The following is an 8,866-nucleotide window of genomic DNA, read 5'->3' on the forward strand; positions in this document are numbered from 1 at the left end:
GCCCGCGTCGCAGCTGTACACGTTCCTGCAGCATGCGATGCTGGACCTCGACGCCCAACCGGAATCGCTCGAGCTCGTCGTCGCATCGGGGTTGCTGCACCTCTCCGACGATGTTGCAGGCGCGCGGGTGCACACACACTTGATCACCCAGTCCGCCCTCATCGAGCGGCACGAGGAATCCGGCGACCTGCTGGTCCGGCTGAATCCCGACGCCGTCCCGTCGCTCGAAGACACCCAGCTCCTCACCGGATTGGAAGTGTTCGATCCATCGAGTACCCGCGACCTGCACCAATCCCTCGCGACTCAGGTCGCGTCGCCCCTCGACCCCGCGGCTCGGGTGTTTCTCAAGGACTGGACCGACCGGGCACTTACAGTGCGCGTGGACGTCCTCGACCAGGCGGAGGAGGCATCGTCGCCCGAGGCGTTCGTGAGACCGTCGCCGGCTCTGGTGCTCCGCAAGCGCGGCGCCTATGCGCTCATCGAGTACTACAACCGCATGAGCGAGGCCGTCGCCGACGAGTCGAACCAGGTGCCGCTGGGTCTGGCGCAACTCGTCGAAGCGATCGAACCGGCCGACCGTGTCGCATGGCTCGACCGCATCGGCACACCGTCCGCGCTGTTCGCCGATGATCCGTTGTTCCCGTTGCCCGCGAACGATGAGCAGCGCGACATCCTCGATCGCCTCACCGGCGACAGCGGCGTCGTGGTCGAAGGCCCACCCGGTACTGGTAAGACACACACCATCGCCAACCTGGTGTCCGCGCTGCTCGCGGGTGGCCAGCGCGTGCTGGTCACCAGTGAGAAGGCTCAGGCGCTGCGTGTACTGCGCGACAAACTTCCGCTCGAACTGCAAGAACTGTGTGTGGCGGTGACCGACCCGGCGCGGGGAGGGTCTGCGGAGCTCAACCGCAGTGTCAGCGAGATCGCTACCCGCAAGGCGCAATTCAACGGGCGGCGCGCAGCGCAGCGCATCGACGAACTCACCACGCAACGCAACGACGTGCTCAACCGTCGGGCGATCCTGACGGAACAGATTCGGCAGACGCGCGCGCAGGAGACGGTCGTTCACACCGCGGTCGCCGCCGGTTACGAGGGGACGGTCGCGTCGATCGTCCGGAGGGTCCGCGCACAGGAATCCGGACAGGGGTGGCTGCCCGCACCGCTGTTCACCGACGCCCCACCTCTGAGCGTCGACGAATTCATCACCCTCCATGCGCTTCATCAGCGGTCGAGCGTCGAGCGGGCGCGTCGGCGGCACCAAGCGTTCCCCGACTTGTCCCTGCCCACCCAGAGAGAGGTGCAGGACGCGTGCGCCGCGGTCGCACAGGCATCGCAGGACGTGACCGGCGAAATGCCGGAGTTGCTGCGGGTACTCGAGGGCGCCTCACCCGACATACTCGCCCGTATCCGCGATCTCTGCGAACAACTGCAGGGCGCTCTGCACGATGCAGAACGGCTCGACCTGGGATTTCAACGCGTGGCCGACGATGTCCTGTCGGGGAGGGCGCAGCACCTGTGGGGAAAGACCGCCGAGTTCGCAGGTCTCGTGCAGGCCGCGCAGGAGGCCGATCGCGTCGTCGGTGCCAGCACGGTGGCAACGCCGGTGACCGGGCGGCCCGCGTTCGAGGCGTATGACGCGCTGGCTCGCAAGCTGGAGGCGGGGGACACATGGCGCAGTGGCCTCTCCCGGTTCCGGAGGAGTGACGAGCAGTCGGCGGTCGAGGCGCTCGGCGAGCCTGCGACCGTCGACGGGGTCGCGGCCACGACCGCCCACTCGGTGCGTATCGTCGCCGAGCACCTCCGTGCGCTCGACGCGGTGCGGGTCGTGGGGATCGTCCTGCGCGATCTCGGTATCGACATCGCACTCGACGAGTCACGCAGCCGTGCCATCGGCACCCTGGCACTGATCAACCGGGACCGTGGCATCGTGGACAACCTTGTCACACGGGTACGGGATGTCGAATCGGCGTTACGAGACATCCACCCTGGTGCGCCGCGGCTTGTGAGTGTCGAACAGGCGCGGTCGGTTGCGGAGTCGGCGCGGGCAATCGCCGCGGTCGGCACTGCGCAAGCCAGCAGGGCCTGGCTCGAATCCGTCGGCCTGCATGTGCGGGGCCAGATCGCCGGGGGAGCATCGCCCGAAGGGCGCGCCCTGGCACGGGCCTTCCACGATGCGGACTTCGACGGTATCAATGCAGCTTTGGATGCATGGGATCGTGCGGCCGGTGAACAGCGGGAGGAGCTCGAACTCTTGTCGCTGCACGCGGGTTTGACCGACGCCGCACCGGCGCTCGCGCAGGCCATCGCCGAAGATCCGTCGTGGCCGCAGTGGCCGGTTCGTCTGGCAAACATCGAGAGCGCGTGGGCGTGGCGTCGCGCAGAGCAGTGGGTGCGGAACGTCAACGAGGGGCGTGAGGACGGGCAGTTCGAACGTGACCTCGACGCGGTCGAGAAAGACATCTCGCGGTTGACCACGCAGCTCGTCGCGGAGAAGGCGTGGAGCGCGTGTCTCGACCGCACGACCGCCGAGCAGGTCCAAGCCCTGCACTCGTACCGCGACCATGTCGCGAGTATCGGAAAGGGTACCGGGAGATATGCAGAGCGGTATCGGGCTGCAGCGCGTGAGGCCATGCAGGTCGCGCAGGGTGCGGTGCCGGCGTGGGTGATGCCGTTGCAGCAGGTGCTGTCTTCGGTTCCGCCTGTACAGAACCTGTTCGATGTCGTCATTGTCGATGAAGCAAGCCAGGTCGACATCAGTAGCTTGTTCCTGCTGTGGTTGGCGCCGCGTGTGATCGTGGTCGGGGACGATAAGCAATGCGCGCCGAGTGCGGTGTCGTTGGGTGCGCTCGACGGAGTGTTCCGTCGTCTCGATTCATCCCTGCCCGACATCCCGAAGTACTTGCGCGATAGTTTCACTCCCCGCTCGAGCATGTTCTCGTTGTTGCGGTCGCGGTTCGGGAGCATCGTCCGGTTGCGTGAGCATTTCCGATCGATGCCGGAGATCATCGCCTGGTCGAGCGAACAGTTCTATGCAGACGACCCCCTGGTTCCGTTGCGGCAGTATGGGTCCGACCGCCTTCCGCCTCTGCGCACCACCTACGTCGACGGTGTTGTCGTCACCGGACAGAACTCGACGTTGACGAACCGTGTCGAGGCCGGTGCCCTCGTCGACACTGTGGTGCAGTGTGTCGAAGACCCCGCCTACGACGGGAAAACCTTCGGCGTGGTGGTTTTGCAGGGGCAGTCGCAGGTCGACGTCATCCAGAACGAACTGCTCGACCGGCTCACCCTGCACCAATGGGACGAACGCAGACTCCGTGTCGGCACGCCTCCGGATTTCCAAGGGGACGAGCGGCACGTGGTGTTTCTGTCCATGGTGGTCGCGCCCGACCAGAACATCGCGGCGATGACGAGGACCGAATACCAACGACGGTTCAACGTCGCCGCATCGAGGGCACAGGACCAGTTGTGGTTGTTCCATTCGCGGACCGTCGACACGTTGCGGCCGACGGACCTGCGGCATTCGCTGCTCACCTACATGCAGTCGACGTCGCCGATGCCTGCGGCGCCGATGCCGGCGGGGGTGACGGGTGAGGAGCGGCACGAGGCATTCGACAGTCTCTTCCAGCAGGAGGTGTTCCTCGACATCGCTGCCCGCGGACATCACGTGAACCCCCGGGTGGAGGTGAACGGTCACGTCATCGATCTGGTGGTGACCGGCGCGGCAGGCAAGCTGGCTGTGGCGTGCGACGGCGAGCAGTGGCACACCAATCCCGACCGGCAGCGCGCCGACCTCGAGCGTGAACGTGAACTGCGCCGGAGCGGGTGGAGGTTCTGGAGGGTCCGCGAATCCGAGTACTACCTCGACCCGGACGCGTCGATGTCGGGGCTGTGGGGCGAGCTCGAGCGGCGCGGCATTACCTCCGAGGGTGCGGATGTCGGTGTTGTGTCCGACGCCGAGCCTTCCGGATTCACCGAGTCGTCGGTGGCCACGCCGGTGTCGTCATCGCTGGCTGACACCATTGTGGAGGCACTCGGGAGTGAGGAATATCCGGTCGTCGAGCTTGCCGATCGGCTCGAGATGGACTGGACGGTCGTTCTCGCGGTGCTGGAAGAGCTCGTTGTCGCGGGGCGGGTCGACGCGCTCGTTGCGCCAGGGCAACGGACGAACTATCGGGTTGCGGGTGTAGTCGATCGCACTGCCGACGATGGTGCCGGCTTCTGACCGAATCGGATGATCGGGCGATTCGTAGGTCGGGTTTCGAGACGTTGGTGCCGCTGACCTCGCGTGGATCGTCGCAATGCCGGAGTTCGACCTCGTGGAGCAGGAGTGGTGACGACCAGTTCGTCCCCCGGCGCTATGTCTTCGTGTCTCATACTCGAGGCACGCGGGTGTGGACCTACGGGCGTGCCGGTTTCCTGAGCTCAGGACGCGGACGGTCCACCACTGTTTTCTGCTGGCCAAGCTCGACGCCGAACCGGACCGGCGGTCGGTCGGGGACGTCTTCGGCGCCCAGCCCGTCCCGGGATCCGGTCCCGACGACGCGTCAGCAGGCCGAAGCCGAGATCAAGGCCCTGGCCGGCGCCCGGCCCGGGGAATGGGTCACCTGGAAGGTCTACGACCGCAGCCGCCGCCAGTTGGCCAGCGTCGCCGCCCGGACCTGCGCACCGGCAGGATCGCCGCGGTGCGCAGATCCGGGCTGCACATCGACTCCCGCGTCACCCCGACCGCGGACGGCCGCTTCGTCATGGAGATCGCCCGCACCGCCGAGAACGCTTCCTGAACAGGGAAGATGCACGTCCCCTCGCCGTTCGGTGCCAGACCGTCCCCTCCGGGGCCGCAGGGACAACGGCGCGGGACGTCGGGTTCGGCACCCGGTGCGGGGGTACGGCACACTTTCGGGCATGACTTCTGTGGGGAGTCCGGTGTGGAACAGCAGTGCGCCGATGATCATGTGGGCCTTCGCCGAGAGGCTCGACGTCGCCGGCACGAGGGTCCACCCGATCACCACCCACGCCGTGAGCGGGCTCGGGAGCGTCCCGGACGATTATGAACAGGATTGTCGCGGAGCAACTCTCGGTGAGGGTCTGGCCGTTCGGGGCGAGGAGGTCCGCGATGCCGGCGACGCAGTCGACTCCTGGCTGCAGCGCACCGGCCTGCTCTGACTGCCTGTCGCACCCGCGGCTGTCACATCACCGCTCGCAGGGCGAGCCGGATCGAAGGAAACGGAAGATGCGGATCGCCCCGCGTACCCCCACCACGAAGAACCCGCCCGAACAGTTCCACGGCGACGTGTGGCTGGACCCGATTGCCTTCCCCCGCGAGGACGGTCAGCGGATGATCGTCGCGAAAGTCCGGTTCGCGCCCGGCGCCCGCACCGCCTGGCACTCGCACGCCCGCGGCCAGACGCTGCACGTTACACAGGGCGTGGCGTGGGTGCAGTCCCGTGGCGGGGAAAAGATCGAGGCGTACCCCGGCCGGACGATCTACTGCCCGCCCGGCGAGGAACATTGGCACGGTGCGGCCGCCGACTCGTTCATGGAGCATCTGGCGATGCTCGACAACGCCGACGACCCGGCGACGACCACGACGTGGCTCGAGCACGTCACCGACGAGGAGTACAACGGCTGATGAAGGCGGGGAACGACGTCGAGGCGGCGGTGCGCGACTGCAAACAGCAGCGCGACGCGATGGTCACCGGCGATGCGGTCGCGCTCCGCGAACTGCTCGATGAAGATTTCACGCTCACACACATGACCGCGTACGAGCAGTCGAAGGCCGAATGGTTGGCCGACGTCGCCTCCGGCCGGATGCGGTACCACGCGATGCAGGACGTCGCGGTCACGATCGACCTGGACGGAGAGACGCCGGTCCTCACCGCGCGGACGCGGACGGAGGCCACCATCCGGGGCGGGCACGGCACCTGGCCGCTGCAGCTCGAGATCCACTACACCGCCCGCGACGGCCGGTGGGTGGCGGCGTACACCCTCGCGTCCACCTGGGTGGGTCAGCCGCGGCGTAGGGCGCGGCCATCGGGCAGGGTTCGGCCGCTCAGAAGCGCCACCAGGCGTCCGCTGTCGGTCCGCACGACCTTCCCGCTTCCCCAGCTCCAGTCGATGTCGGCAGCCTCGAGCCGGACGTCGGTCAGGTCGACCCCGAACAGTGCGCCGTTCGCGGCGGTGAGCTGGTCGAGGACGGCGACCACGGCCTCGACCGGCGCAACCGTCGGCCGGTCGAGCGCGACCGTGACGTCGAGGGAGTGGATCACTGCATGGCTGAGCGCCCCGGCCGCCCCGCCACCCGGCGGCTGCCACTCGTGCAGCAGCGGCGACCGGAGGTGGGCCAGGTGGTCGGCGACCGGCAGGGAGGCGTCGCGGGCGGCTACGGTGTTGGACAGCAGGGTGAAGTCGCCGCCTGCCGCCGCCATCTCGGCTCCGAACTGCTCGGGTGTGAGCCGCGCCGGCATCGTTACGTGCGCGACCACGTGGCGGACCTGCCACGTCGCGCAGAGCGACGGGGTGTCCCAGGTCTCGGTGGGCGCGGAGTCGAGCAGGTCGGCGAGGCCGTCGTACGTTGGCGGTACCCCGGACTGCAGGTTGTTCACGGTCGGTCCCCTTTCATTCAGTTGAGCAAGGTGCCCCGCCGCCGAGCCGGACGTCCTTGCATCGCGCCGCCTGCAGAGGTTGAGACTCCACGGGCCGGTCAAACTCATCGGAGAGTGGCCAAGCCGAAGTCGCCAAGGTGTGCGACCTGCCTGACACCTATCCCGAAACTCGCCGCGGAGGGCTACGCCGAGTACCGCGCCACATCGACTTCATGGACGTGCTGGCCGAGCAGTTCGGTCTCGACGATCATGCGCTGCAGTACCCACAGGCGGGGAATATCAGGGACCGCAGGGTGCCTCACGATCCTCTGGATGGGTGAGGTGACGACGTCGCCGGATCGCTGTTCTCGACCGCCAGGGAGAGCACTGCCTCCGCCAACACCTGCAGGGATTCGGTAGCCAAAGTGGTGTCCCGGTCGGCGGTCAGCCGGCGCACAACTGCTCGCGCACGATTCTCTCGTAGTGCTCGGCAGTCAGGCATGCCTGACGACGCAATCGGAAAGGGGGCCAGAGCCGACTCCGGCCTGCCGTCGACAGGCCGGATCGACCATCCGGAAAACGGCATCGATCTGGTGACCGGACTACGTAGCGACACGCCGTCCTGCCGACACCGGACTCGTTGCACGGCCGCGTAGGTATCTCTCAAACACGGAGGTGAGGGACGTTGTCCGACGAGACGCAGCGGGATATCGGGTCGATCAGACTGCCGCAATGGGGCCGTGTCGAGCGAGGCGGTGGCATTGTGGGCGCTTCACAGTTGAGGGTGTAATCGCTGGCTGGATGTTGGCTGGCGCGTCGGTCCCGGGGCAGCGATGCGCAAACGCAGCCGGAGGCCCGATCTTGTGTCACCGTTCGCAGTGGACTTCTTCGAGTACCCGCTCAGATCGGTCAACGGCGCACCCGATAGCGCAGGTGAAGCACCCGGTTGCCCTGAATCACCACGTCGGGATCCTCCAACAGGTGCTGTGCGTGGACCGACCCGAAGTAGCGCTTGCCGGACCCGAACACGACGGGTACGACGTCCATGCGCACCTCGTCGACAAGGCCCGCGGCAAGCACCTGGCCACCGACGTCGCCACCGGCGACCTCGACGATGCGGTCACCCGCGAGCTCCTGCGCCTTGGCCACGGCTGCCTCGACGCCGTCGACGAAGTGAAACGGCGCCTCGGGGGCCCAGCCCTCGGGCTTCGGCCGGTGCGTCACGACGACCACGTGGTCGACCCCGCCCGGAGGCTTCCCCTCCCAGCCGTCCGTCATGTCGAAGACGTGGCGGCCGACGATTGTCGCCCCGATCTGGTCCCAGTACGGCCGGGTGTAGTCGTAGGACGTCTGCGACACCTTCACCTCGCCGCTCTCGTCCAACGGGACGTCACCGCTGGACAACCAGTCGAACAGCGGTCCGGGCTGGTCGTTCTCGTCCGCGACGAAGCCGTCCACCGACACCGAGCTGTACATGACCACCTTGCCCACGGGGCTCTCCTTAGACCGCGACGTGCCTGACGCTACCCCTGGGGCGGGCTTTGCCTGCCCTGATCTGACCGTGTTCTGCCGACTCGACGAGCTCGGTCTCGAAGTGACCAGGCCGCGGTTCGAGCCGGACCGTGCTGTCTTGGCCTGTCGCGTCGTCGAACCCGACGGGTCGGATGAGAGGTGGTGTCGCCGCTGCGGATGCGAGGGATCGTCGCGCGACACCGTAACCCGGCGTCTGGCGCACGAGCCGCTGGGTTGGCGGCCGACCACGCTGGTGGTCCCGATCCGTCGCTATCGGTGCTCCAGCTGCGAGCATGTGGCGCCAGGACACCAGCCTGGCTGCTGAGCCGCGGGCGAAGCTCTCGCGAGGTGGTCTGCGGTGGGCACTCGAAGGCGTCGTGCGCCAGCACCTGACCGTCGCGCGTGTCGCTGAAGGACTCGTGGGCGCCTGGAACACCGCCAACGACGCCGTCCTGGCCGAGGGCAAGCGGGTCCTGATAGACGATCCGCACCGGCTCGACGGCGTCCAGGTTCTCGGCGTCGATGGATCCCCGCAGCGGTCGCGGTGATGGATCCCTTCCACGGGGTCCGCGTAGCCGGTGACGCGCTCGACAAGTGCCGGCGTCGGGTCCAACTCGCGATCCACGGCCACTGCGGTCACAAGGACGACCCGCTCTACGCCGCCAGGAGGACCCTGCACACCGGCGCCGACCTACTCACCGACAAGCAGCAGGACCGACTCACCGCCCTGTTCGCCGCCGAAGAGCATGTCGAAGTCGAGGCGACTTGGG

General features: G+C 67.5%; 5 protein-coding genes and 2 pseudogenes. 5 read left to right on the forward strand and 2 right to left on the reverse strand.

All coding sequences use genetic code 11. The features are described from left to right. From G6039_RS29055 to G6039_RS31540, 4 genes and pseudogenes are all read left to right on the forward strand, one after another. Window positions 1–4,225 (forward strand): AAA domain-containing protein (locus G6039_RS29055; protein WP_164528176.1); only part of this gene is annotated, 4,225 nt, incomplete at its 5' end. 680 nt (window positions 4,226–4,905) lie between these two features. After that, the gene (locus G6039_RS29060; RefSeq protein WP_080688498.1) at window positions 4,906–5,166 is read left to right on the forward strand and encodes a flavodoxin family protein; all 261 of its coding nucleotides are present in this window, start codon (window positions 4,906–4,908) and stop codon (window positions 5,164–5,166) included. Between the two features lie 67 nt (window positions 5,167–5,233). Then, window positions 5,234–5,632 carry a (R)-mandelonitrile lyase gene (locus G6039_RS29065; protein ID WP_043798416.1) on the forward strand — a complete coding sequence of 133 codons (399 nt, stop codon included), beginning with the start codon at window positions 5,234–5,236 and terminating at the stop codon, window positions 5,630–5,632. Beyond that, window positions 5,632–5,964 (forward strand): annotated as a pseudogene (locus G6039_RS31540) (nuclear transport factor 2 family protein); the annotation flags it as partial. The gene G6039_RS29065 and the pseudogene G6039_RS31540, both read left to right, overlap by 1 nt. Window positions 5,965–6,008: 44 nt before the next feature. Here G6039_RS31540 and G6039_RS29075 read toward each other — a convergent pair. Both G6039_RS29075 and G6039_RS29080 read right to left on the reverse strand, forming a co-directional pair. Next, on the reverse strand, window positions 6,009–6,605 hold the full coding sequence (locus G6039_RS29075) for a maleylpyruvate isomerase family mycothiol-dependent enzyme (RefSeq protein ID WP_043798414.1): 597 nt from the start codon (window positions 6,603–6,605) through the stop codon (window positions 6,009–6,011). 888 nt (window positions 6,606–7,493) lie between these two features. Then, window positions 7,494–8,075 carry a dihydrofolate reductase family protein gene (locus G6039_RS29080; RefSeq protein WP_043798413.1) on the reverse strand — a complete coding sequence of 194 codons (582 nt, stop codon included), beginning with the start codon at window positions 8,073–8,075 and terminating at the stop codon, window positions 7,494–7,496. Here G6039_RS29080 and G6039_RS29085 point away from each other — a divergent pair. Then, a pseudogene (locus tag G6039_RS29085) lies at window positions 8,059–8,866 on the forward strand (transposase); the annotation flags it as partial. The gene G6039_RS29080 and the pseudogene G6039_RS29085 sit on opposite strands and share 17 nt — an antisense overlap.

Source organism: Rhodococcus aetherivorans (genome assembly GCF_011058165.1).
Classification (GTDB): Bacteria; Actinomycetota; Actinomycetes; order Mycobacteriales; family Mycobacteriaceae; genus Rhodococcus; species Rhodococcus aetherivorans.

What these genes read in the sequence shown, in the direction of transcription:
- G6039_RS29060 (WP_080688498.1), top strand. Translation starts at nt 4,906, where the DNA reads ATGACTTCTGTGGGGAGTCCGGTGTGGAACAGCAGTGCGCCGATGATC.
- G6039_RS29065 (WP_043798416.1), top strand. Translation starts at nt 5,234, where the DNA reads ATGCGGATCGCCCCGCGTACCCCCACCACGAAGAACCCGCCCGAACAG.